Annotated in this window: 24 protein-coding genes and 3 pseudogenes; 5 read left to right on the top strand and 22 right to left on the bottom strand. The window is 42.4% G+C overall.

Annotated elements, in window-relative coordinates; translation table 11 throughout:
- Positions 1-227 precede the first annotated feature (227 nt).
- The 5 genes and pseudogenes from ACQRCC_RS13855 to ACQRCC_RS13875 all read left to right on the top strand — a co-directional run bounded on the left by ACQRCC_RS13855 (position 228) and on the right by ACQRCC_RS13875 (position 5,259).
- Complete coding sequence (locus ACQRCC_RS13855) at positions 228-1,436, top strand: MFS transporter (RefSeq protein ID WP_427851354.1); 1,209 nt, start codon at positions 228-230, stop codon at positions 1,434-1,436.
- A gap of 48 nt (positions 1,437-1,484) precedes the next feature.
- Complete coding sequence (gene aroD / locus ACQRCC_RS13860) at positions 1,485-2,246, top strand: type I 3-dehydroquinate dehydratase (RefSeq protein ID WP_427851355.1); 762 nt, start codon at positions 1,485-1,487, stop codon at positions 2,244-2,246.
- A 239-nt stretch (positions 2,247-2,485) separates the two neighbouring features.
- Positions 2,486-2,937 (top strand): annotated as a pseudogene (locus ACQRCC_RS13865) (TRAP transporter small permease).
- On the top strand, positions 2,938-4,227 hold the full coding sequence (locus ACQRCC_RS13870) for a TRAP transporter large permease (protein WP_427851356.1): 1,290 nt from the start codon (positions 2,938-2,940) through the stop codon (positions 4,225-4,227).
- Between the two features lie 12 nt (positions 4,228-4,239).
- Positions 4,240-5,259, top strand: coding sequence for a TRAP transporter substrate-binding protein (locus ACQRCC_RS13875; RefSeq protein WP_427851357.1), 1,020 nt, complete (start codon positions 4,240-4,242; stop codon positions 5,257-5,259).
- A gap of 74 nt (positions 5,260-5,333) precedes the next feature.
- Here the strand turns inward: ACQRCC_RS13875 and ACQRCC_RS13880 are convergent, their stop codons facing one another.
- The 22 genes and pseudogenes from ACQRCC_RS13880 to ACQRCC_RS13985 all read right to left on the bottom strand — a co-directional run.
- Complete coding sequence (locus ACQRCC_RS13880) at positions 5,334-5,873, bottom strand: hypothetical protein (RefSeq protein ID WP_427851358.1); 540 nt, start codon at positions 5,871-5,873, stop codon at positions 5,334-5,336.
- Positions 5,866-6,618 carry an ImmA/IrrE family metallo-endopeptidase gene (locus ACQRCC_RS13885; RefSeq protein ID WP_427851359.1) on the bottom strand — a complete coding sequence of 251 codons (753 nt, stop codon included), beginning with the start codon at positions 6,616-6,618 and terminating at the stop codon, positions 5,866-5,868. Before ACQRCC_RS13885 ends, ACQRCC_RS13880 begins: the two co-directional genes overlap by 8 nt.
- Before the next feature lie 5 nt (positions 6,619-6,623).
- Positions 6,624-6,956: a helix-turn-helix domain-containing protein gene (locus tag ACQRCC_RS13890; protein WP_427851360.1), complete on the bottom strand. Its 333-nt coding sequence runs from the start codon at positions 6,954-6,956 to the stop codon at positions 6,624-6,626.
- A gap of 122 nt (positions 6,957-7,078) precedes the next feature.
- Positions 7,079-7,648, bottom strand: a complete 570-nt coding sequence (locus ACQRCC_RS13895) for a 4Fe-4S binding protein (protein WP_427851361.1) — start codon at positions 7,646-7,648, stop codon at positions 7,079-7,081.
- A gap of 2 nt (positions 7,649-7,650) precedes the next feature.
- On the bottom strand, positions 7,651-7,854 hold the full coding sequence (locus tag ACQRCC_RS13900; protein ID WP_427851362.1) for a 4Fe-4S dicluster-binding protein: 204 nt from the start codon (positions 7,852-7,854) through the stop codon (positions 7,651-7,653).
- Positions 7,855-7,966: 112 nt separating this feature from the next.
- On the bottom strand, positions 7,967-8,824 hold the full coding sequence (locus tag ACQRCC_RS13905; protein WP_427851363.1) for an AraC family transcriptional regulator: 858 nt from the start codon (positions 8,822-8,824) through the stop codon (positions 7,967-7,969).
- A gap of 153 nt (positions 8,825-8,977) precedes the next feature.
- Positions 8,978-9,198: pseudogene (locus ACQRCC_RS13910) on the bottom strand (DNA-binding transcriptional regulator); the annotation flags it as partial.
- A 15-nt stretch (positions 9,199-9,213) separates the two neighbouring features.
- Entirely contained in the window at positions 9,214-9,519 is a 306-nt protein-coding gene (locus ACQRCC_RS13915; protein ID WP_427851364.1) for a type II toxin-antitoxin system RelE/ParE family toxin, read from the bottom strand.
- Positions 9,509-9,775 (bottom strand): type II toxin-antitoxin system prevent-host-death family antitoxin, encoded by a 267-nt coding sequence (locus ACQRCC_RS13920; protein WP_427851365.1) that lies wholly within the window; start codon positions 9,773-9,775, stop codon positions 9,509-9,511. The genes ACQRCC_RS13915 and ACQRCC_RS13920 overlap by 11 nt, the downstream gene beginning before the upstream one ends.
- Positions 9,776-10,026: 251 nt before the next feature.
- Complete coding sequence (guaA, locus tag ACQRCC_RS13925; RefSeq protein ID WP_427851366.1) at positions 10,027-11,574, bottom strand: glutamine-hydrolyzing GMP synthase; 1,548 nt, start codon at positions 11,572-11,574, stop codon at positions 10,027-10,029.
- 102 nt (positions 11,575-11,676) lie between these two features.
- Positions 11,677-13,038, bottom strand: a complete 1,362-nt coding sequence (locus tag ACQRCC_RS13930; RefSeq protein WP_427851367.1) for an MATE family efflux transporter — start codon at positions 13,036-13,038, stop codon at positions 11,677-11,679.
- Positions 13,035-13,487, bottom strand: coding sequence for a DUF1893 domain-containing protein (locus tag ACQRCC_RS13935; RefSeq protein ID WP_427851368.1), 453 nt, complete (start codon positions 13,485-13,487; stop codon positions 13,035-13,037). Before ACQRCC_RS13935 ends, ACQRCC_RS13930 begins: the two co-directional genes overlap by 4 nt.
- Positions 13,477-14,049 (bottom strand): ECF transporter S component, encoded by a 573-nt coding sequence (locus ACQRCC_RS13940; protein WP_427851369.1) that lies wholly within the window; start codon positions 14,047-14,049, stop codon positions 13,477-13,479. The genes ACQRCC_RS13935 and ACQRCC_RS13940 overlap by 11 nt, the downstream gene beginning before the upstream one ends.
- A complete protein-coding gene (locus ACQRCC_RS13945; RefSeq protein WP_427851370.1) occupies positions 14,037-15,149 on the bottom strand; it encodes an aldo/keto reductase in 1,113 nt (370 codons plus the stop codon). Before ACQRCC_RS13945 ends, ACQRCC_RS13940 begins: the two co-directional genes overlap by 13 nt.
- A gap of 22 nt (positions 15,150-15,171) precedes the next feature.
- Entirely contained in the window at positions 15,172-16,347 is a 1,176-nt protein-coding gene (locus ACQRCC_RS13950; RefSeq protein WP_427851371.1) for an iron-containing alcohol dehydrogenase, read from the bottom strand.
- A 128-nt stretch (positions 16,348-16,475) separates the two neighbouring features.
- Positions 16,476-17,591 (bottom strand): 4-hydroxybutyrate dehydrogenase, encoded by a 1,116-nt coding sequence (locus ACQRCC_RS13955; protein WP_427851372.1) that lies wholly within the window; start codon positions 17,589-17,591, stop codon positions 16,476-16,478.
- 77 nt (positions 17,592-17,668) lie between these two features.
- Positions 17,669-17,824 (bottom strand): annotated as a pseudogene (locus ACQRCC_RS13960) (sporulation transcriptional regulator SpoIIID); the annotation flags it as partial.
- Positions 17,811-19,346, bottom strand: a complete 1,536-nt coding sequence (locus ACQRCC_RS13965; protein ID WP_427851373.1) for a recombinase family protein — start codon at positions 19,344-19,346, stop codon at positions 17,811-17,813. The pseudogene ACQRCC_RS13960 and the gene ACQRCC_RS13965, both read right to left, overlap by 14 nt.
- Positions 19,347-19,541: 195 nt before the next feature.
- Positions 19,542-19,751 carry a FaeA/PapI family transcriptional regulator gene (locus ACQRCC_RS13970; protein WP_427851374.1) on the bottom strand — a complete coding sequence of 70 codons (210 nt, stop codon included), beginning with the start codon at positions 19,749-19,751 and terminating at the stop codon, positions 19,542-19,544.
- Between the two features lie 244 nt (positions 19,752-19,995).
- Positions 19,996-21,321: an IS1380 family transposase gene (locus ACQRCC_RS13975; protein ID WP_427851375.1), complete on the bottom strand. Its 1,326-nt coding sequence runs from the start codon at positions 21,319-21,321 to the stop codon at positions 19,996-19,998.
- Between the two features lie 128 nt (positions 21,322-21,449).
- Positions 21,450-22,577: an RNA-binding domain-containing protein gene (locus ACQRCC_RS13980; RefSeq protein WP_427851376.1), complete on the bottom strand. Its 1,128-nt coding sequence runs from the start codon at positions 22,575-22,577 to the stop codon at positions 21,450-21,452.
- Between the two features lie 81 nt (positions 22,578-22,658).
- A partial coding sequence (locus ACQRCC_RS13985) for an AAA family ATPase (protein ID WP_427851377.1) occupies positions 22,659-23,916 on the bottom strand: 1,258 nt, incomplete at its 5' end.

A 23,916-nucleotide genomic window follows, 5' to 3' on the forward strand; every position in this document is an offset into this window, starting at 1 on the left:
GTTTTCGAGGTTGACTCCGAACAGTTACATTATTCTTAAATAATTATAACATTTTGATAGCCTGAATGCATCAATTTTCGCATTTATTGGCATTGGAAATTCGACAAATACATTGATAAAATAAAGACATACAAATCGTTAGTTTTTTAACGATATGGTGACACTGCGTTTCTAATGTTTGTGACAGGATATCAGAAAACGAAAAAAACAAAAGGAGAAATTAACCAATGAACAAAAAGTATTTACCAAGTGCACTCATTCTGTACTTAAACTATTTTATCCATGGTGTTGGATGTTCCGTTCTGGGACAGGCTGTAATTAAAGAAGCACTGGCAACAAGCTGGGGTGTTGAAGCAATGGCAATCACAGCAATTTCCGCTGCATTAGGTCTCGGTCGACTAATCGCCCTTCCATTCGCAGGTCCTCTTTCAGACAAATTGGGACGCCGCATCTCCTGTGCCATCGGAGGCGCATCCTACGCAATCTACCTGATCGGTCTTGCACTGGCATTCAACGCAGGCGCAAACGGCGGTTATCAGATTGCTTATATCTGCGCTATCCTCGGCGGTATTGCAAACTCATTCCTGGACACAGGTATTTACCCGGCAGTTGCCGAAGTATTCTACAGCGCACCGGGCGTTGCTACGATGGGAATCAAATTCTTTATCGCTATTTCACAGATGCTCCTTCCGTTCGTACTTGGAATTGCTGTAACAACAACCGCTGCAGGCCTTGTATCCTATAACCCGTTATTCATCGGCTGTGGTATCGGCTACATTGTATTACTTGTTCTCATCCTCTTTGCTCCTCTTCCGGATTCAGATGCAAAGAAGGTTAAAAAAGAAGGCTTGCTTGAAAGTCTTAAAAAGACACATTTTTCCATTGAATCCATCGCTATGATCCTGATTGGATTCACCTGTACAGGTACTTTCCAGTTATGGTTAAACTGCGCACAGAACTTTGCAAAAGAGGTTGTCGGCTGGGCAGATCCGTCTATCATGCAGACATACTACTCCATGGGAACACTGCTTGCACTGATCGTAACAGCACTTTTGACACGTAAGATCAAAGATGTACGTTTCATCATGGTTTACCCGGCAATCTGTCTGGTGACAATGATTCTTGTGCTGATAGGCAAATCACAGGCGCTTTGCATCGCAGGTGCATTCGTAATCGGCTGGGCAGGCGCAGGTGGCCTCCTTCAGATTGCAACATCTGTATGTAACATGCTCTTCCCTAAGATCAAGGGTACTGTTACCGCATTGGTCATGATTGCATCATCCCTTTGCAACTACACCATTTTAACAGCAGCTTCCAAGATGACACCGTCAGGCGTTATGACCATGAATATTGTTCTGACTGCTGTCGGTGTACTGCTCGGAGTATTTGTAAATCTTCGCTATGCAAAAATGGTTGAGCTTGCATCTGCCGAGTAAACTGGTATAATCAACTTAATTCACAAACATAGAAGAAAGGATAATATTATGAATACAGTTCGTATTAGAGATATTGAAATCGGTTCCGGCATTCCTAAAATCTGTGTACCGATCGTCGGAGTAACCAAAGAAGACATCATTGCCGAGGCAAAAACATTTGATACTATTCCTGTTGACATTGTGGAATGGCGTGTAGACTGGTTTGAGGGTGTATTCGACTTTGATCAGGTTCTTGATGTTTTAAAGGATCTGAGAGAAGCGTTGGGAAATACTCCTCTTCTTATGACCTTCCGCACATCCAAAGAGGGTGGAGAAAAAGCAATCGCCGATGCTGCTTATGCAGAATTAAATATCAAGGCGGCACAGTCCGGATATGTAGATCTGGTGGATGTAGAAGTATTTACCGGCGACGAGATCGTAAAAGAGATCATTGCAGGTGCTCATGCTGCAGGTGTGAAGGTTGTGGCATCCAACCATGACTTTTTCAAAACTCCGGACAAGGATGACATCATCGGACGTCTCAGAAAAATGCAGGAATTAGATGCTGATATTCCAAAAATTGCCGTTATGCCGCAGAATAAAAAGGATGTCCTCACACTCCTTGCTGCTACAGAAGAAATGGTATCCGAGTATGCTGACAGACCGATCATCACCATGTCCATGGCCGGAACCGGTGTAATAAGTCGTCTTTGCGGAGAGGTATTCGGTTCAGCCCTTACCTTCGGTGCTGCAAAGAAAGCTTCTGCCCCGGGACAGATGGGTGTCAATGATTTAAGCACCGTTCTGAACTTACTTCATAACGCATTATAAGATACCAGGGTCAAAAGGGCTAAGCTCACATGAGCTTGCTCATAAGTGGGTGAAAGTCCTTGAGACCCGCCCCGATATGCGAATATCAGAATTGTTATTCCATCACCTGCAAGGAGGCAGAAATGAAAAAAGCACTTCATTGGCTTGATGCAAATCTCGAAGAATTTATCCTCGTAATCCTTCTGATTGGCATGACTGTGATCATGGGCATACAGGTATTTTCCCGGTATGCACTTGGCATGTCTCTGTCCTGGTCCGAAGAACTGACGCGCTATTTATTTATATGGTGTGTTTCATCAGTGTCAGCTATTGCAGTAAAAAATGCTTATCCATTAAGATCGAACAGTTTGTTGCCATATTTCCCAGACGTGGAAAAGCAATTTTCAAGGTAGTCAACCATACCTTTGAACTTATATTTTTTATATACATGATCCCATTTGCATATTCCTATATGATGTCTGCCGTAACCAGCGGACAGGTATCCCCCGCCTGCTCCATTCCGATGTATTACATTCAGGCGGCACCATTAGTTTCTTTTATTATGGTTGCATTTCGTATCCTGCAGCGCTGGATCATCGAATTCCGGGTTGCCCGCGGTGAAAATGTGTTTGATCCGGCTCATCCAGAGCGCAACACCCCGGAGTCCTTCATCGAAGCAAATGCAGACAATTCCAGTAAGGAGGTTCCGTAAATGCCAGTCGCTTTATTATTTATCATCTTCGTGGCCGGGCTGATCATCGCGATTCCCGTTTCCATTACCCTGGGTATCACGGCTGTTCTTCCGTCCGTTTTCGATCCCTCCTTTACAGTTGGAGCAAAATATCTGATCCGCGCCATGTTCAGCGGACTGGATTCCTTTCCACTGCTGGCAGTTCCGATGTTCGTTTTATCCGGAATCATCATGGCAAAAGGCGGCATTTCCAGAAAATTATTTGATATTTTTGCCTATTTTCTCGGCAATCTGACGGCAGGAATGCCCTGCGCAGTCATCGTGACCTGTCTTTTTTACGGTGCGATTTCCGGTTCAGCTCCTGCTACAGTTGCCGCAGTGGGAAGTATGACGATCCCGATCCTGACAGGTCTTGGTTACGACCTCACCTTTACCACCGCCATTGTCGCAGTCGCAGGCGGCCTTGGAGTAATCATTCCCCCGAGCATCCCATTCATCATGTATGGTATGGCGTCCGGCGCATCCGTCAGTGATTTATTCCTGGCAGGTATCATTCCCGGACTGATGATCGGAGGACTGCTTATGCTCTATGCCATTTTCTACTGCAGACGCAATGGCGAGGACAAGGAAAAAATCCGGTCAGAAGTACAGAAACTCCATGACAAAGGCTTGTTTAAAGTTGTAAAAGAGAGCTTCTTTGCACTCCTCAGCCCCATCATCATCCTGGGATGCATTTACAGTGGTATCGCTTCTCCGACAGAAGCTGCTGTGATCTCTGTATTTTATGCGTTGTTCGTCAGCCTGGTTGTTTACAGAAGCATCCGTATCCGGGACATCTGGAGCATTCTGCAGGAGGCGATCCGGACATTTACACCGATTTTATTTATCCTGGCAACTTCTACTGCCTTTTCAAGAGTATTAACACTGATGCAGGTTCCTCAGACGGTCAGCGAATTTATCAGCAGCAATTTCCACAGTCCCGTCCTGATTCTGCTGATCATCAACCTGTTCCTGTTAATTGTGGGCATGGTCATGGATACAACGCCTGCCATTCTGATCCTGACACCGATCCTTCTTCCCATCGTGACGAATCTCGGCATGGATCCGGTTCAGTTTGGTGTGATCATGGTTGTGAACCTTGCCATTGGATTTGTTACTCCTCCGATTGGAGTCAACCTTTTTGTTGCAAGCTCACTGGCAGATGTTCCGGTTATGACCATTGCCAAAAAGGCCATGCCGATGATCGTCTACTTCCTGGCAGCGTTATTGCTGATTACATTTATTCCGGCAATCTCTCTGGCATTGTTATAGGAGGCAGTTAGAATGAAATTGAGTAAGATGAAAACACGTTTTTTATCCATAGGACTTGTACTGGCGTCAGCTTCTGCCTTAGTCTTCACAGGATGCAAAAGTTTCGGCGTGGACGAGGTGCAGCGCTACGCCTGGCCCCTGGCCACCGCCAGTCCGGAAGACACCGTTACACAGATTTTTTCTGAAAAGTTTGCCGAAGAAGTAGCTCGGCTCAGCGATGGAAAAATGAAGATTCAGGTATATGCCAACTCTACTCTTGGTGGTGACCGGGATTTGCTGGAAACATGCGCAGACGGTGACATCCCCTTCGTCGTCCAGAATACCGCTCCTCAGGTAACTTTCATGCCGGATCTCGCAGTATTCGATCTTCCCTGTGTATTCGATTCACTGGATGAATGCCGGAAAACCATCGATGAACCGGATTTCTATCGATTAATCAGCGATGTCTATACAAATGGCGGCTACCATCTGCTCGGAATCGCCGACCAGGGATTCCGGGTTATGAGCACCAATAAGGAAGTATCTGATTTTGCAGATTTCAAGGGGCAGAAAATCCGGACCATGGAAAACAGCTATCACCTGGCATTCTGGAAAAGCTTAAAGGCAAATCCGACACCCATGAGCTTCAGTGAAGTCTACATCGGACTTCAGCAGCACACCATCGATGCACAGGAAAATCCATATGAAGTAATCGTTTCCAACAAATTGTACGAGCAACAGAAGTATATTGTGGAGACCAACCATCTCCCACATCTCATCTCTCTAATTGTAAACGATGACTTTTTCCAGAACCTTTCTAAAGAAGAACAGGACATCATGACCCGGGCTGCCAGAACTGCAACCGAATATGCCCGTGAGCGGTCAGACGAACGAATTGCTGACCGTGTAGCTGTAATCGAAGAAAGCGGAACACAGATTCTTACCCTCGCCGACGAAGTAAGAAATGAAATCCGCCGGAACTCACAGGAGGTATATGCTTCTATCAGAGGAACGGTTTCTGAAGATATTTACAATGCATATGTAGGAGAATAGATATGTCAAGGAACTTTTCTTTGTCCCACTGCCAAGTTGAGTGCTTGGCAGTTTTTCTATGTAAAGAGTTTCCTCTATACATCTTTATGTTTGTTTACCAGATACTCTGAAAAAGTATTTTCCGGTAACTTACGCTTCTTTGCTAACATTTTACTCCAGATGATGTTTCCATCTCCTTCTGTTATCAGCCCTCTTTTCAGTGCTTCTAGCAAAATTTGTCCGGTATCTATATGTTTCAGATTGTACTTCTCAATATATGGAGCAATATCTTTATAGTTGTTACTTGCAAGAACTCCATTATATGTTTTTGCCAATGCGATTCCACCCGCTTCACCACGACCGATACTTTTTCGCCCCTTTTCACCACGTACAAGTTCAGCATACAATTTATATTCCTCAGTACCTGTATCAATTGTTTTCACGGATATATCCTTACTACTGATCATTATATCTGCACGCTGCTTTATATGTGGAATACTTGGATTCGACAGTTCTTGATAAACCGGTTCTGGCAAAACAATTTTTCCACCATAAAGCTCATGCAATATATTGGTATCGTTAATCCACAAAAATGCAGATAAACAATCTGTGTCAAAAAATAACTCATCAGTCATTCAGATTAGCTTCCTCCTCATCAAAATTGTATACTATATCCGCTCTATACGCGTCCAGCAAAAGTTCTTCCCTTTTTCCTTCCGAGATAAGGTCTTTTTCTGCCATCTTTTCAACTTTTCGAATATATTCACCAGTTGTGAAATATTGTTTGTTTTTATCTGTTGGAAAATATAATTCTTTACCATACCCCAACCTGGCAGCCGCGGTGGAAACCGTAATAGACTTATATTCATCAGCAACTTCATTGCTGAGCAGATTATCACATACTAATCGATGAAGTATCGACTGATGACTTACTTGAAAAAACTGTTCTGCATCGATCACTTTCTCAAGATCCCATTTTGCTTTATCAAGCTCATATTCTAACAACGCATCATATGGCATCAATAAATAACTTGCAAATTGATCTGCTTCTTTTTCTGATTCGGATTTGTTTCCATTTATACTCATATCACAAATTACTCGCTGCATATCTTCTTCGTACAATACATGGTACAATTCATGTGCCAGCGTAAATCTTTGTCTTCCATAAGAGGTTGTTGAGTTAATACAGATAACAATATCTTCATTTTCTTTTGTACACATACCACTTATTCGTGATGACATCGGATATCTTACTATCGTAATTTTCTTATCTTTCCATCCGTTAACAATAGCAAAAATATCAATTGGGGAATATCCATCCTCATTCCACATTCTTCGTGTTCTTAATGCTAATGAATTTAACTCCTGAGCTGTTCTCATAAATATTAGTCTCCCATCATTTCATTCATATAGCGAATGTTCATTACAATTTTATTGACCACTGCTATACTCTCTAAATCTTCTGCCTGGATTCCATTAGAGCGAAACGCAAAATTCAAAGGGATATAGGCATCATCTTCTCCCATCAAATAAGCATCTGAACACCCAAACAGGTTACATATTTTTTCAATTAGTGTTACATTCAGACTTCTCGTTCCATTTTCCAGTTTTGTAATCATCGTCTGATCTACATCCAAGTATTTTGCCAATTGTTCCTGGGTTATTTTACTTTCTTTCCTAAGTTGTTTTAAACGAATATTTTTTGTGTTGGCCTCCATCTTATATTCTCCTTTCAAAGAACACACTCAGTACTCACTCATATTATATGTTAGCTTTGTCATATTTTCAAGTTGTTTTTATTTGTTTTTTATGACAGAATTCTTCTATCAAAAAATCCAACCTACCGAATTTTCAACTTGCAAATCCCCTGTGTCATGGTTCCCATCGGACAGAACGTGCACCAGCTTCTCGGCATATATAGAATCATCACAATGAATCCAATCAAAGTGGAGGTCAACATCAGGCTGTAAAATCCAAAACTGAACTGTGCAATCCAATCCGGTACCGTGCCGACAGAATACGCCCAGCCCCACGGCACTTTGAATGTCCAGAACAGTTTAACTGCTTCTTTCAGCGATGCAGCTCCGGCGCCTACGAGATAGGTTTGAAATACTATGTTCCCAAACATGGCCAGGAAAAAAATCAGGAATCCATAGCGGAACCACTTTGACGACAGCCACTTTGGAGTCGGTTTATTCCGTGAACATTTGCAGTCTTTTCCCACCTTACGGAAAAGCTGTCCTCTTCCGCAGTAACGGTTGCAAAATCCTTTGTTCCCGCCTGCTATAGCAAATATCAGCGGCACTAAAAAATCAATCATGCCAAGCCATGCAAACAGGATATTGAAGAAGCCAAGTGTAAAATATACGATTGACCATATCCACAAATAATCATACCATTTTTTCTGCATATTTATCTTTCCTCCCGTTCCACTAATATGATGCATCCTGCCGGGCAGTTTTTCGCACATAACCCACAACCGACACATTGATCTCTGTCTACAAATGCAAAACTTCCATTTTTGATTGAAACAGCGTTTTTCCTGCAGGAAAAAGTACATTCACCACATGCTACACACTGTTTTTCATCTACCACTGCGTATTTTTTTGATTTCACTTGTATTACCTCCCAAAAAAGCCACTTGTTTTTATTATATCTTAACAAAAACAAGTGGCTTTGTATGTAGCTGATTCACATTTTAAATAACATTATCATTTTTTATCCGCATTTACTTTCTTTTTACCGGAATCCAGATTTCACAATAGTAGTTATCGTCCATCGTTCCCTTCTCATATTTTGCCGGGTCATCATAGTACTCCACGCAGTAGCCTGCTGCAAATTCGTATTCCTTTAGTGCAGGCAGCCATTCTGTATAGATCTTAACATTGACATCCTGCAGCGCATTTGGCATAGCACCCCTGCACGGGAATACCGCCCAGTCGAAAGCCGGGATGGTTCTTGTAATGAATCCCTCCGGAATCTCTTTCTGTGGATCATAAGGATCAGCAATCAAATATTCAAACTTCTGCTGCCCCATTTCCTCATCAATATTAATCCCATACGTGCCCATTACGGTTGCACCTTTTCCTGTCTGGAAATGCTCCTGCCAGAACTGTGGAATCACTTCTTTAGCACCCTCGTAAGGGAATTCTTTTGCATTTGCGATAACGGTAAATGCTTCTTTTTTCATAATCTTGTAATCCATGAGATAGCCTCCTTCTAATGATATCCTGATTTTCAGCGGTGCAAAGGATTTGAGCAATACCTCCTCTTTACGCACAGATGCAGGTGTGACGCCATGGAATCTGGTAAAAGCTTTTGTAAAACTATCCGGAGAGTCATACCCATATTTCATGGCAATATCAATAATCTTTTCATCACTCACCAACAGATCATTACCGGCCAGAGCCAGCCTCCTGTTTCTGATGTACTCAGCCACCGTGAATCCACAAAGCATGGAAAACCCCTTCTGAAAATAGAAGGTAGATACATTGACATGTTTTGCAATACTGTCCACAGAAATTTCTTCCGTAATATGTTCCTCAATGTACTGAATCGAGTTCCCGATAATTGCCATCCACTCCATCTGTATTTCAACTCCTTTGCTCTCTTGCCGTATACATATTCTATCTCAAAAAAGAGAATCCATCCCGATAAATCTTGCCCGGATTTGTCCTGTTTATTGCTCATTCCTGATAGAATCTCCCTTTGTAATAATCCTCACTTCCGACGAACCAGATTTTATCTTTTCCATGAGTTGCGTATAATAATGGCTGCCGCTGACACCGTCAAGACTGCGCAGCCCCCTGTATAGTCTGAATCGGAATACCAGCTTGCAAAGATCCTCAATATCCCTGTTGATAGTTCTTCTGGATACTTCAGACCGGTCGGTTCCGGGGCAGTTGTCCGCTCCTTCTGTAACAGAACAGAAAGAATTCCAATCAGTCGATCTATTTTCACCGCATTTCAAACTCCTTAATAAAATAACTTGGTGTATTCGGTCTGAGTATCTGCAATATGATACACATAAACTACATCGGCTATTTTTTTATAAATAGCTACATGCTTTTCACAAATTATCATTCGATATCCCATTTCATTTAACCACTTATCCGGTGTTAATGAACCGGAATCGGGAAATTGCTCCAACCTTTCAATTGTATCTAAAATATGGTCACTAACTTTTAATGCTGTTTCCACATCGAATTGAATTAGATACCAATCCTCTATACGTTTTAAATCTTCCCAGGCAGTTGGAAGTATCTCCACTTTATAGAGCATTAATTCTTTCTCTCAATCTACTTCTCGCTTCAGAAACACTAATTGTTTTTGCCCCTTCGATACGTTCTTGTTCTGCCTGCAACACTTTTGCCCGAAGTTCTAATATTTGTTCACGCCTTTCAAAAGCCTCAATATTCATTACCACTAAATCCCCTTCTCCATTTTTAGTTATATAGATTGGTTCTTTGGTTTTTTTAGCAATATCAGAAATTGACGCATATTCATTTCTCAAAGTTGCTGATGCCTTAATAATCATATTCACGCCTCCATATCTTTTATTTGATATTATTATATCGCATTTTTGATATTTCGTAAATATATTTTTATTTCACATACCACTTGACAAACAGCGAAACAGAGTTTTTCCTTCAAAAATAAGAATTAAAGCAAAAACAGCAGCGGTAAGTGATACTCTGAATGGTTTCAGATTACTCTTTTTCCGCTGCTGCTTAGGATACTTAATTTTGCCCCTTACAGGCTAATCGGGTTTGCCCCGAGACAATTCTCTTATTCCATTTCTATGGTTCCCGGCGGTTTACTGGTCAGGTCGTACATTACCCTGTTAACGCCCTTTACTTCATTAATGATTCTGCTCATGACTTTATTCAGTACGGCATACGGCACCTCTGCCGCCTCCGCTGTCATGAAATCAATGGTATTTACCGCACGCAGTGCTACCGCATAATCATAGGTTCTCTCATCACCCATAACACCAACGCTTCGCATATTGGTGAGTGCCGCAAAATACTGACCTACGGTCTTGTTCATGCCGGCCGCATCCATCTCCTCGCGGTAGATCGCATCTGCATCCTGAACGATCTTTACCTTCTCCGCAGTAACCTCTCCGATGATGCGAATGCCAAGTCCTGGTCCCGGGAATGGCTGACGAAATACCAGACGCTCCGGAATTCCAAGCTCCAGACCTGCTTTTCTTACCTCGTCCTTGAACAGATCTCTCAGAGGCTCGATAATCTCTTTGAAATCAACGTAGTCCGGAAGTCCTCCTACATTGTGGTGGGATTTGATCACAGCGGATTCTCCGCCCAGACCGCTTTCTACCACATCCGGGTAAATGGTTCCCTGTACCAGGAAATCCACCGCCCCGATTTTCTTTGCTTCTTCCTCAAATACACGGATGAATTCTTCACCGATAATCTTACGTTTTGCCTCCGGCTCTTCTACACCGGCAAGTTTGGAATAGAATCTCTCCTGAGCATTCACACGAATGAAATTCAGGTCATAGGAACCATTTGGTCCAAATACCTCTTCCACTTCATCTCCTTCATTCTTACGGAGAAGTCCATGGTCAACGAATACACAGGTGAGCTGATCTCCAACCGCTTTTGATAAAAGAACTGCGGCAACGGATGAATCCACACCGCCGGACAGGGCACAGAGTACCTTTCCCTTGCCAACCTTTGCACGAATCTGCTTAATAGATTCTTCTACGAAGGAGTCCATTCTCCAGTCCCCCGCACATCCGCATACGCCAAGGACGAAATTGGACAGCATCTTTGTTCCTTCTGCTGTGTGAAGGACCTCCGGGTGGAACTGAATCGCATACAGTCCCTCAGCCGCATTCTCCGCAGCAGCCACCGGACAGTCTGCCGTGTGGGCAGTAATCTCAAATCCCGGTGCAATTTTAGAAATATAGTCAAAATGGCTCATCCAGCAGATGGTCTTCTCAGACACATTCTTAAATACGCGGGAATCTGTCTTGTCGATCAGAACCTCCGTCTTACCATACTCACGGACATCCGCACGCTCTACTTTGCCTCCCAGCACATGCATCATAAGCTGCGCACCATAACAGAGTCCCAGTACCGGAACTCCCATCTTAAATAATTCTTCTGAATAGGTCGGGGAATCTGCCTCATAACAGCTGTTCGGGCCGCCTGTCAGAATAATTCCCTTCGGATTCATTTTTTTAATCGTCTCAAGGTCTGTCTTATAAGAATAGATCTCGCAATACACATTACATTCACGGACACGTCGTGCCACAAGCTGATTGTACTGTCCGCCAAAATCCAACACGATAACTAGCTCTCTTTTCACCTGTGCTCCTCCTTGTGTTTTCTCTCAATCTCCTTAACAGGCTGTTCACACCTGTTTGATAAATTTCATTATAAAATAGCAAATAATGATTTACAACTATTTTTATACAATTGCTGCCTTTTTCCATTTGCCGCCAAAGTATCTGATTATAAAACAAATGCATCGGACTACCCAGTCAATGACCATTGCCACCCAGACACCGAACACTTCCATTCCCATATATTTTCCCAGAACATAACTGAATATAATACGGAATATCCACATGGAAATAATGGAAATAACCATGCACACCTTCGCATCTCCCGCCGCACGAAATACACCCGGCAGCGTAAATGCGATCGGCCAGATCAGCATAGAAGATACTCCGTGGAAGATCAGAATTTTTTTCGTATAATATGCAGTAATATCCGACAAATGATACGCCCTCAGGATCAGGGGCATTGCCAGCAGGATCACCGCGTTAGTAAACCACATGCCCACGTAAGTAATCATCATCAATTTTCTCGTATAATATCGCACCTGCTCATAGTCGCCGGCACCTACACATCTTGCAATAACCGTTGTCACTGCCAGCGACATTGCCAGTCCCGGCAGAATCTGGAACAGCGCTACCGCATTAGACACAGCATTTGCGGCAATCGCATAAGTTCCAAAAGAAGATACCAGACTCAGCACGATAATCTTGCCCAGCTGGAACATACTGCTCTCCAGTCCGTTAGGCACTCCGATAGAGAGAATACTCTTTACCATTCTCCAGTTCACACGATATTTCCAGGTACGCTCCAGATAAAGGGTCTGATTCGGATTCCAGAGCAATACAACAATCAAAATCGCTGCCACTACACGGGATAGCAATGTGGGAATTGCCACACCTTCGGTTCCTCTGTGAAAACCATAGATTAAAATAGCATTTCCGCTGACATTTATAATATTCATGATCACGGAAACCTGCATGGGTACTTTAGAATTTCCCATGGCACGAAACACAGCTGCACCGGCATTATACATGGCAAGGAAGGGAATCGATGCACTTACGATCAAAATATAAATGTTCGCATGTCCCATTACATCTGCTTCAATGTGTCCGAACACACTGTGAAGAATCATATTTTTACAAAGGTATATGAACACCATAATCACCACTGCTATGATGGTCGTAAACCACACCAGCTGAGTGGCCGCTTTCCTGGCCTCTCCCGTCTTCTTCTGTCCCAGATACTGGCCTGCCACCACAGCACCTCCCGTGGCAAGAGCCGCAAAAATATTAATCAGAAGTACCATGATATTATCTACCAGAGAGACCCCGGACACTGCTGCCTCACCCACACTGGCAATCATAATGCTGTCCGCCATTCCTACCAGGACAGCCAGAAGCTGCTCAATAATCAGCGGGATGATCAGCATGGTCAGCGCTTTATTGTCAAATAAATATCCACTTCTGTCGGCTTTTACTTTTGTTCTCATGATCTATTTTCAGCTTTCATTTCTTCCAGTTTTCTCTTTAAGATGTGGTAAGCCTCAGCGGCATCCTCCACATCCCAGACTGCAGATTCCATTGGGCATCTTCCATCTCCTGTTCGGTTGATGATATAGGGAACCTCTTTTTCAAATTCACAGCAGACCCCGGCTTTATAGAATACGTCCTTTGCAGCACCGCTGATAACTCTGGCATAGACGGACACAGCACCTCCATAAACCATCAAAAATGCAGCTGCCTTCCCAATTACCTTATCCGCAATATATGCCCCTTCCAGGGATTCCCCTTTTTTCAGAAGCTCCATGATGGGGCGGATTCCCTTGTATTCCGATACATACGGCTCCTTACCCGCATCATCTTTCCATACGATCGCACAGGTATTTTCTTTCTTCTGTGCCAGCAGATTTTTCGCCTGCTGCATGTATTTATTTTCCATCCTCTATTGTCCTTTCTGCCAGAATATTGCCCCGGATCAGCCGCTTATACAGAACAGGCAAAATCAGAATCTGCAGGATCATTCCCGGTATTCCCATTACGATTCCGGAAATAAATGCCGCCTTTCCGGCAAATGGAGCCTGAAGTCCGAAAAATCCCACTCCTGCTGCCAGTGACAGCCCGTAAAAAATGCGGCCTGCTGCCATTGCTATGATCAGATTCAGATAAACCGGACATTTTCGTCTGAGCAGTCCAGTTACGATTCCGTATCCTGCCAACTCAAAGAACATAAAATACACCTTCGGAACCGGGGGCATTCCCGTCAAAAGACAGCTGATCGCCGGAACCAGAATTCCGATAAAACCGCCATATACCGGTCCAAGCAGCAGTCCTGCCAGAAAAATGGAAAACTGAATCGGCAGAAATATCATTCCCGCCTCCTGACCAAATACATGAAACACCTGTGGCAGCAGTACGCCCACCGCCGTTAAGAGTCCACCGTATGCAATCTTCACCGGAAGAGAAAATTCTTTAATTTTTACACCCGTACTTATGCCTGACATTCTGCTATCTCCTTTAACCTGTTAATAATCGGAAGGTGCTGTGTGCACTGGCGTTCGCATTTGCCGCACGCGATGCACTCCCCTGCCATACTCTGAGGAATATCCCAGTGGTTATCCAGACGGTCCAGAATGGCTTTCTTATCCCCTGTCAGGATCATCTGATTATATGCATCCATCATTTTAGGAATCTGAATCCCCTTCGGGCATCCTTTGCAATAAGAACATCCGGTACAGAGATTGTTCAGAGCCATTCCCTTCTTATCGTATTTTTCAGCCACCTTCTCTGCTGGTTCCTCCACCAGATTTTCCACAGCCTTTACCGCATCATCCACATGCTCCTTCGTAGTACAGCCCGCCAGTGTCACTGTAATTTCTCTGTGAGAAGCCACGAATCTCAGAGCCGCCTGTGCCACCGTAAGATCTGTTCCCTCTGTCAGGTAGGAAAATGCTTCCGGATTCTGCGGAATCAGACCTCCGCCCAACGGATTCATAACTACCACGCCCATTCCATTTTCATAGGCCTTTTTTATTCCGCTCTGACGGAAACGGTAATTCAGCGCATTATAGCCGATCAGCATTCCCTTAAACTTGCCGGAATCCACAACATTTTCAATATCATTTCCCTGCATATGGGAGGAAAAAACGATATTGCGGATGAGGCCTTCTGCCTTCGCATCTTCAAAAAATCCATACATTGCCTCCATATGCTTCTCCCAGGATTCCAGGCTCAGCATACACCACATATGATAAAAATCTATGTAATCCGTCTTCAACCGGTCAAGTGACATTTCCAGACGGCGCCTGAAAATATCTTTATCCGGTTTTTCCGTTTCCAACGTATTAAAATTGGTCTTAGAGGTAACGAATACCTTCTTTCTGTCCACCTGGGACAACGCAATTCCAGTTACAATCTCACTCTTATCATCACAGTAAAATGGCGCTGTATCCCAGTAATTGATTCCCTTCTCATAAGCGTAAAGTGGAATCTCCGCACATTTTTCCAGGCGGCCTGCCTTAATATCTTCATCATTATAACGCATCGTCCCAAGACCCACTGCTGAGACCTTCATATCTGTATTTCCATACTGTTTATAATACATTTCGTCACTCTCCCATCATTTTTTACAACATCAATCGATAGATATTCTCCACATCCTCCTGATTCAATGGTACAAATCCCCCGATCGTTCCGTTTTCCACATCACCATAACAACAGGTATGTGCCAGCCTCTCAATGTCCTCTTCCCTGGCACCCAGCTCTGCAAAATTCTTCGGCATACCGATAGATATCAGAAAACTACGCAATGCTTCTATTCCCTCTTTTGCGGTTCTCTCCGGATGTTCAAAATCCATCTGGCAGCCCCATACACGTACCGCAATCTTGGCAAAACGCATCACGTCATGTTTCAGATTATAAGTAAATACCGCAGGCATAACCACTGCAAGTCCCGCTCCGTGCGCACAGTCATAAAGCGCAGACAATTCATGCTCAATTCCATGGCTTGTCCAGTCCTGGCTTCTTCCCACGCCACAGGAATTATTATGAGCCATCATACCCGCCCACATAATATTGGCACGCGCATCATAATTGTCCGGGTCCTCGATCACACGCGGTCCCTCATGCACCATTGTCAGCAGAAGTGCCTCAATCATGCGGTCCGTACATTCCACTTCCTTTGTATTCGTAAGATACCGCTCATACAGATGTGCAATAATATCTGTAATACCACACGCTGTCTGATAAGCCGGGAGTGTCTGAGTCAGAGCCGGATTCATTATGGTAAACTTCGGTCTCAGCGCTTCTCCTGTCGTCGCACGTTTGTACATGCCATCCTCCTTCGTGATCACAGAATCAGCAGAACCCTCACTTCCTGCCGCGGATATCGTTATTACCGTTCCGATCGGAACCGCTTCATTCACAATACCTCCCTGATAAAAATCCCAGAAATCCCCGTCATATGGCACACCTGCGGCAATAGCTTTCGCAGAGTCAATGGTACTTCCTCCGCCCACAGCAAGAATAAAATCCACACCTTCTTTTCTGCAAAGATCTATACCCTCATATACCAGACCGCTTCGCGGGTTCGGTTTCACACCGCCAAGCTCAACATAACCGATCTGCTCTGCCTCCAGAGAGGCCTTCACCCGATCCAGCAGACCACTTCGCACCACAGATCCCCCGCCATAATGAATCAGCACCTTCGTACCACCAAAACGTTTCACATATTTTCCCGTTTCATTCTCCGTATCTTTTCCAAATGCAAAATATGTCGGAGCATAAAATGTAAAATTATCCATACCAAATACCTTCCTTTCTTCAGATATTCATAATTATAAACCCATCTCGCATCCTGGTAAAGTATGACATTTACGAGTCAACAGGGACAGGTTCCACGACTCTTAAAATGAGTCGCGGAACCTGTCCCCTAATACAATTGCCTGTATATCTTTTCCATACGATCTGCATCAAATTTTACACAACTCTGATTCAGCAATCTCTGCTGGCTTTCCTCCACACTTTCAGCAAAGTTTCTTATATCTTCCTCTGTCATCCCATATTCCCGAAGATTCTTTCGGGATATGATTTTATTCAGCAAGTTTTCCAGTTCCACGTATACACTTGCTTCTTCGCATTCCAGAAGTCCTGCCAGAAACTGATTAACCTCCTTAAGTTTTCCCTCCGGATCCAGTCTCTGATATTCCCAAAATACCGCTGTCAGAAACTGATAATTCGCTTCTCCGTGTGTTACATGATAGACTCCGCTCAGCGGATAAGACATGGCATGTACCGCTCCGGTTCCCGCATTACCAAATGCAATTCCTGCCAGATTACTTGCTGTCAGAAACTCCTCCAGAAGATTCATCCGATATTCCGGTCCATGCTCTGCAATCTTACGGAATCCGGACAAAATCATCTGCATAGCCTGTTTGCTGAACATCTGTGTATACAATGTTGCCTTTGGCGATACATAAGATTCGATAGCATGAATAAATGCATCAATCGCACTGGTAGCAAAGAACGAATACGGAAGATCTGCAAGCAATTCCGGAATCAGGACCGCATCATCTGCATAAATACTATCGTCAGCTAACCCAAGTTTACTGTGGATACTGGTAAGCTCCGTAATGGATACGTTAGATACTTCCGATCCGGCACCGCAGGTAGTAGGCACAGCAATCAGCGAATGCACCTTCTCAAGCGGAACTTCCCTCTTAAATATCTGCTCCGTAGAATATTCTCCCGCAAGCACCAGGATCTTTGCCATATCAATAACCGCCCCGCCGCCAATCGCAACAATCCGCCTGCAATCCGTCTTCCGAAAATCGGCAAGCAGCGCATCAATCATAATATCCGTCGGCTCTCCTGCTCCATATTTACCCTTGTATTCCACATGAGCTTCGATCCCAAGAGGCGCGAAATATGTCTCATAGACACTTCTGCTGGCAAGGATAAAATCTCCTTTGCCGATCTTATATTCCTTAACAAATTCCGCTGTATGCTCAAACTTCTGTATTCTGGTTCTTTGCTGAAATAATTTCATGTCGTATACTCCTTCTCTTTTGTTATGAAGTTATTATAACTCCATTATTTCGCCATCTTCAACAGCATATTCTTTTTCTATCGATGTTCCATATGCAGATATTTTTCCCTGGTGGCAAGTCCACCACGGATATGGCGCTCGGATTTATTCACATCCAGAACCTTACGGGCTTCTGCCGCCAGAGATGGGTTAATCTGAAGCAATCTCTCTGTTACGTCTTTATGTATGGTAGTCACAAATTAGAACGGTTTCATTTAATCCCAAATCACCAAATAAACGAAGATAAATATCCACATTTCCATTCCGATCCACTTCAATCTTCTGGATAATTTTCTTTAACTGCTCATTTGTCATCTCATGAACATCGGTAATATCTTCTATCTCTTTAAACGTATTATTTAGAACCGCTTCCAGTTGCTCCCCTTTGGTCAGATGATAGGAAACCATCTTAAGTTCATTTTCCAGACGTTCGATTTCCAGCCGCATGCCACCAATTCTCTCATTCAATTCTTCACGGGTAATCAGATCATCGGTGTACATGTCCATATATTTCTGTCTTGTCTTTTGCAGCTTTGTAAGCTGTCCAGTCAACTCTTTCTCATATTCTAGGTTTTCGTCCTTTGCTTTGTAAACGCGCTGGAATTCATTGACTACATGGTTGATTACCTTTTTCTTCTGCTTCAATACTTCCACAAAATATTCCTGCAAAACCTCGATTAATTCTTCTTCGTCTACCGTCACCGCATTCGGACAACTGTCTGCCCCACGCCCATTATGCCCGGAGCAGACCCAACGGACGTAAGTATTCTTGTAAGTCCGCACTGTCCGGCGGAAGGACCAGCCACATTCCTTACATTTAATCAATGTGGAGAAAAGATATTTATTGCTTTGGCGTTCATGCTTCATATTAAAGGATGCATGCCGGGAATGAAGCGTTTCTCCCACCTTTTCAAAGGTCCTATCATCAATTATCCGAAGTTCCGGTCGTTCCACAACCATCCATTCTGTCTCATCTTTATCCGTTCTCTGTCCAGTCAGGAAATCTGTCACTTCCTGCTTGCCATTGATGATTTTTCCGGTGTAAAGCTCATTCGTCAGGATCCGGCAGATGGCATTCTGACTCCACTTGCAGTTTCGCTTCGTGGTCAGCCCTTTTTCATTCAACTTATTGGCAATTTTAGCAGCACCATAGCCGTCTTCCGTATACCACTGAAAAATCTGTCGGATAACTTTCGCTTCTTCCTCATTGATAGCCAGATTGAAATGATCACCAATCGTCTTATCATATCCGTAGACAATATTGGGAACTCGTCCCTTTTCTGCATTCATTTTCTTACCGAATTTCACACGCTTGGAAGTGTTGGCACTTTCTTCCTGGGCAATAGCACCGAAAATAGTCAGCAGAAATTCACTGTTACCCATACTGGTCATGTTGGTTGTGAGAAATTGTGTTTCAATTCCTAACGCTTTTAACTTGCGGATATTCTGTAAAAGATCCACCGTATTTCTGGCAAAACGAGAAATATCCTTTACAACAACCATGTCAAAGAGACCGTGTTCAGCATCGGACATCATGCGAAGAAATTCTTTACGATTTTTAATTTTAGTTCCGGAAATACCTTCGTCTGCATATAATCTTACTAAGGTGCCACCAGTGCGTTTGGTATATTCAGAGAAGAACTCTTTTTGGGCTTCCAGGCTGTTGAGCTGGTCGGTTTTATCGGTAGAAACACGGCAATAAGCTGCTATATTCATGTTGGATGACCTTTCTGTTATAGTTATATCGTTCTGTTACAACTTTATTATATATTAAAATTGAGAATTGTAAACAGAAAAACAGAGGCTTATCAAAATAATTTTAAATAAACCTCTGTAAAATGATTCACTCATTTTCCGATCACGATTCGCTCATTTTTCGCTCATAAAATGAGCGAATTCATGATCCAATTACTATTTCTGAATATAAATATTACCTTTCGTACTTTTCGTTTTTTCTATCATTCCGATATCACACAATGCTTTTAAATATCTGCGAACTTGAGCGACAGATTTTCCGGTAAGTTCCACACCTATATCCGTTGTAATCTTTCCATTCTCTTTCAAGTATTCGACAAGTTTTAAAATCGCTTCATTTTTTATTTCACTCAGTTTCTTTTCCATAAGTTCGTTCATTTTTTACTCTGTAAAATAGTTTTTTCCCAATCGATTTTTCCCACAGTTCTATAAAAACAAACAACAAACCTGAATTATTCACGGAACAGCATCTGAACTAAAAACTGAGCCATGAATTAAAAAATTGATCCTTGCAGCCATAACCGTAGTCCATAAACCTGTCAAAAGGGTATAGTATCCCTGTGACAGATTTCAAGATGGTTATTAAGCTGTCAAGGTTCGTTAATAGTTGCTATTCCAGCTGTGCATGAAGCTCGCTGATATTTGAAAGTGTCTCATAGAACTCTTTCTTATAAGGGCAGCTGCTACACAGCTTGAAAGTGATATATCTTGCTGAATGAACTACTTTTGCAGCAATCTTCAGCAGTTTTAAACGGACGGTATCAATGCGTTGCTTTCGCATGTTTGTTGATAACGCCAATCGTCTAAACCAATTAAATATGTTATACGCAAGAGCATGTACCTGTAGTCTGTTGGCATTTACTATTCTGGTATGACTGCTTACGGACGCGAAATCAAAGCCGGATTTGCTTTCTTTGATGAAGTTTTCCATCAGCCCTCGTTTGCTGTAAAATTTGATAAGATACTCTGGTGAGGAATCCATGTTTGTTACAACAAATGTGTACATGTAAACCATTTGGTTCTTCGGTTTTTCAACCTTGCATACCACGCGCCTTTCATAAGGCCATGAACCTGCTTTGTACATGAATTCGCCATAGACTACTGCATAATCAACTTTGTTATTCTTGGTGATTTCATCAAGCTCATCCATAAGACAGGATGCTTTTTCGCGGAGAATGCCATTCTCTTTCAGCCGAATCACATAGCTTGTGCCGTTTTCCTCACACTGCTTATAAAGGTCAGGCGTAGCGAAACCGCTGTCACCACGAAGCAGAATACGGATTGCCGGATAATCATTCAGGTATTCATCCAGTATCGGCTGCAGGAAGTCAACCACTCCGGTGCAGGAATACTGTGTTCCATCGCGAAGCTGGATTTTGATCAGATCCCCGGTCATTCCATCATAACAGACAAGCGGGTGGTAGCCATTGCTCTGATAATGAAAATTAAAGGCTCTGCCTTCCTGTCTGCCGTATGCATCAAGAAGAGTAGAATCCAAATCCAGAGTAACAGCTTGTGGCAACTGTATACTGTAAACTTTCTTACGAAGCACTCTGCCAATCGCGAGGAACTGGTTTAAGGTATCTTCATCCATACGGTTAAAGAATCTTGATACCGTAGGCTGTGATGCAAGGGCATCTTTTTCAAGTACAGACTTGAATACAGGATCGTTTGTCAGTTCATCGGAAGCGTCATCTTCGAAATAACCGGCAATGATCATATATATCATCTGGAGCAGATTTTTCTGATCCGTATGATATCTGAATAATGCAGGATCATTGGTCTTGAAAGCTTTGCCAAAAAGCTTATCAATACCAAGTTTGCTTACAAATTCTTTGATGAGAAGTAAGCATGCATCGGAGGATAAGTCTCCTCCATCAAAATTTATTTTAATCTGTCTATTGCTTTCTAATGATAAGGTGTTTACAATACTCATAAAGGGCTCCTTTGTTGGTTTTTATTAAGTCTTGAACACCTTAATTTTACCACATTTGGATGCTCTTTTTTCATTCACTTGATAGATGAAAAGCAATATTCAGTCAAAACACAGTAACTATGCGGCTTTCAGCCACTTTCACGCCTGTGCCATGAATAATCTAGGACAAATCCTGTCTTCTTCTTTTGGAATTCATATCGCACCCCAGCACTTTCACAAGCATCCGCAATACGTTTTAACCCCGTTCCAAAACTCTCAATATCTTTTGAATAATACAAAATTCTAGCTATTTTCGGATTTCTTCGAACCGGACGTTCTACTCGTTCAATATAATCCTGTGGTTCTAATCCTTCTGGGAATGTACCTGGATTGTATATTTCAACACGATCTTTATAAATTGCCACTTCATTACTTTCTCCGGAAGAATAATCCTTATGACAGAATGAATTTAACAATGCTTCACGAATTGCATCAATCGGAATCTCAGGTATTTCTGTTCTCTGTAATTCTCCGGTAAACTCAACCCTCCAATGAATATTGCTTTTAATATAGTTTTCCGCAATATCCACAAGTTTCAATACCGGTCCGTGATAACGTTGAATATCATTAAATGTCAATCGTTCATTTGTAGCAAATATCGCCATCTGAACATCATGAAGCAGATCATCACTAAAAAGTACCTTTCCGGCATTTAACAGCTTGTCCCCTTCAGTTAATTCCAATTGATTCAAAACTGTATTCTTATCCGTATAAGAAATTGCAATTCTCCCGGCATCATGTGCATGAACCAAATATTTTTTAAGCAACTCTTCATCAACATCATCAATTTTTTTATTTGACACCAGATTTTCCCATCGATTACCTTCCCGTCCGCTTTGAAGAAGAAGATTCGTGATTTCCTCCCTGGACATAACCAAATCTTCATCAGCCACCCTAATTCTCGCCACATTATACGCAAAATATGGTCTTTGATCTCCTGAAAATTTTACATGAATACAGTCTCGTCCATCTAATACAACCTTATTGATTTCTGGATATATTCTCGGTTCAATAAAATTTTTTATTTTCTGGCTTACTTCCCGCAAAGACTCTTCTGTTACAACTTGTCCAATCACAGTACCGTCATTCTTTACGCCAAAATAGAGTTCTCCATATTGATGTTTATTCAAAATCGCACAAATAGAATGCATTGCTTCTTTTAATTCACCTGTTGATTTTTTAAATTCTAATGTTTCCGTTTCAATTCCTAAATTCAAATCAACACCTACTTTCAAATTTTATGACTAAATTCTATGACTATTCTCTCTTTTGTAGAACTAATTTTAATCGATTCGTAGTCATAACTCAAGCCAGTAATCCCAATCTATTATTTTTTGCAAACACGGTTCAGCGCCATATTTTCCCTCCAGATACTGCTTGTCAAACTTTGCATCTTTACGAACAGATTCTCCTTTTCTGTTCTTAAATTCAACCAGAGAATACAGCTTGGAGTTCTGGCTGTTTCCTTTCGCCACAAACCAGATTTCGTCTCTGCGGAACACGTCACTGTTCATTGTGGACAAATCATGCGATGTAAAAATCAGCTGAGCTCCTTTTCGGTTCACTTCCATATCGTTATACAACATAATAATGTGTCGCAGTAACGCAGGATGGATTTTTGCATCTAATTCATCAATTACTAAAGTTGTTCCTTCAATCAAACTTTCCGCGATAAACGGAAGCAATCCGAACATTTTTTTTGTACCACTGGACTCATCTGACAGATTAAGCTCTGCTTCATAACCATCTACTTCATGTTTTGTAAAAACTTCTATTCGATCATGTTCTTTTTCTTCCACACGAAAATCCAGAATATCCAAATCCATTTCCTGAATCATTTTAAGAACGAGATCCTTAACGTCACCAGAATTAGCAATCGCCATACGCAACTCCTGCATTGGATTTCCGTAATTCATAAAATCAATTCCAAATTCAAACCAATCCAGCACATCATTTACGACTTCATTTTTCCGATAAGTAATTCCAAGATAAGAGAGTAACGGAAGAGTATCCGATAACTCGTCACTTATTTTCAATCTGGCCAAAGTGCCTTTCAGAATAATTCCCTCATCGCCTCTCTCAAAAAGTGCTGATCTTCTACCGGTATCTAACTTTACACGGTCCAGACGTTCATATAAAACCTCATCGCGTTTTATATTTAAAATATAGCGGTACTCAGCCAGCTCCGTTCTGAAAAATACCTCAAATTCCGTAGGTTCTTCTTTTTTCTTTTCTGAAAAAGAGAATGGCTCAATAAGCAATTTTTTACGAGGTATTACACGATCTTCATTATCACTGGTTGCATATAATGGTCGAAGAACCTTTAATGATAAACTATACAAAGCTTCAAGGACATTTGATTTGCCACCACCATTCGGTCCGTAAATAGCTGACACCGGCAAATACAACTCTCCATCTCTATCCTTGATGATCCGATCTTCATGTTCAGAAATGGCGGCAGCTTGCATATCAAACGTTGCCTCGTCTCGTATACTTTTAAAATTCTTGACTGTAAATTGACACAACATAATAGTTACCTCCAAATTCCACATTACT

The organism is Sporofaciens sp. SGI.106 (genome assembly GCF_050314255.1).
In the GTDB taxonomy this organism is placed as follows: Bacteria; Bacillota; Clostridia; order Lachnospirales; family Lachnospiraceae; genus Claveliimonas.